This window comes from Kitasatospora sp. MY 5-36 (assembly GCF_001182915.1).
Taxonomy (GTDB): Bacteria; Actinomycetota; Actinomycetes; order Streptomycetales; family Streptomycetaceae; genus Kitasatospora.
Genome location: NZ_LFVW01001226.1, coordinates 1 through 1,290 on the forward strand (window position 1 = coordinate 1; position 1,290 = coordinate 1,290).

Below are 1,290 nucleotides of genomic sequence, written 5' to 3' on the forward strand. Positions count from 1 at the left end.
GGCGGCAGCGGCCCCGGCGGGGGCGGGGGCCGGCAGGCCGGGCCCCGAGTCGGTGACCTCGATCCGCAGCCGGTCGCCGCAGATCGAGGCGGTGACCTGGAAGCCGTCGTCGGGCCGCCCGGTGGCGCCGTGCTCGACGGCGTTGGCGCAGGCCTCGGTGAGGGCGACGCCGAGGTCGTCCGCGATCTGCGGGTCGACGCCCGCGGTCGCCATCGCACCGAGCAGGATGCGCCGGGCCAGCGGAACGCTGGCCGGGTCGCGCTTGAGGTGCAGAGTCCACCAGATGTCCACGGGAGGTCCCTCCTGGCTGCGGCTCCACATACAACTAGGTATCTCCGGGCGATTCCCCGGCGAACCGTGCCCGGGGGCCGCTACCGCCCGTTCGGCGGATGGACCGGGGGCCGGGGTCTGTGCCGGGCGACGCGTACGCCCCCTCGCACGCGCCGCCGAAAGGGGCATTCGTAGGGATTTCCCACCCTGCCCGTGTCGGCGGCGTACGCAATGAGAGGATGGCCCGGCCATGACTGCCCTCGCCGCCGCCCCGCTCCCGGGCGCCCCCGGACCGGCCCAGCCGGTGGGGTCCGCCGCCTGGGACCTGCGGCTTGCCCGGGCGGTCCCGTTCGCGCTGGTGTGCACCCTGATAGCCGCCGCCGGGCACGCCCTGGCGGGTGGCGGGAACGTGCCGCCGACCGCGCTGGCGCTGGGCTTCGCCGCGGTGCTGGCGTTCGCGGTGGTCTGCGGCGGGCGGGAGCGTTCGCTGGCGGCCATCGCCGGGGCGCTCGGCGCCGGGCAGCTCGGACTGCACTGCCTCTTCCACGGTTTCAACGGTTTCGGCGGCTCCATGGCCGGCATGCACCACGGGGGCTCCGGTCCGCTGACGGTGCCGCAGGTGGCCGGCCGGCTGATCTGCAACGAGGCCCGACCCGGCACGCTGCTCGGCCTGCCGGGCAGCCCGTCCCCGGAGCAGCTGGTCTCCTCCGCGGGCCTGGACCCGCACGCGTTCGCCGCCGCTCCCTGGTGGCAGGCCGGGGTCTTCGGCATGACGCCGTCGATGCTGGCCGGGCACCTCGGCGCCGCGCTGGTCGCGGGCTGGTGGCTGCGGCGCGGCGAGGCGGCCCTGTGGCAGCTGCTGCGGGTGGCCGCCACGGCCGCCCGGGAGCACTGGGCGGCGCCGCTGCGTACGGCGTTCGCGCTGGTGGCCGCGTTGCTGCGCGGTCTGTTCGGGACGGCCGGCCCGGCCCGCCGGTTCGGTGCCCGGGGCGGGGAGAGCCCGCTCCCGGCGGGTGCCGT

2 protein-coding genes are annotated in these 1,290 nt (G+C 77.2%); one reads left to right on the forward strand and one right to left on the reverse strand.

Annotated features, from left to right (window positions below; genetic code table 11):
* On the reverse strand, positions 1 to 291 hold a 291-nt coding region (locus AE652_RS41570), incomplete at its 3' end, for an ATP-binding protein (RefSeq protein WP_049661202.1).
* Between the two features lie 229 nt (positions 292 to 520).
* On the opposite strand from AE652_RS41570, the gene AE652_RS41575 reads away from it, so the two are divergent.
* Positions 521 to 1,290, forward strand: a 770-nt coding sequence (locus AE652_RS41575; protein WP_049661201.1) for a hypothetical protein, incomplete at its 3' end; no start/stop codon positions are given.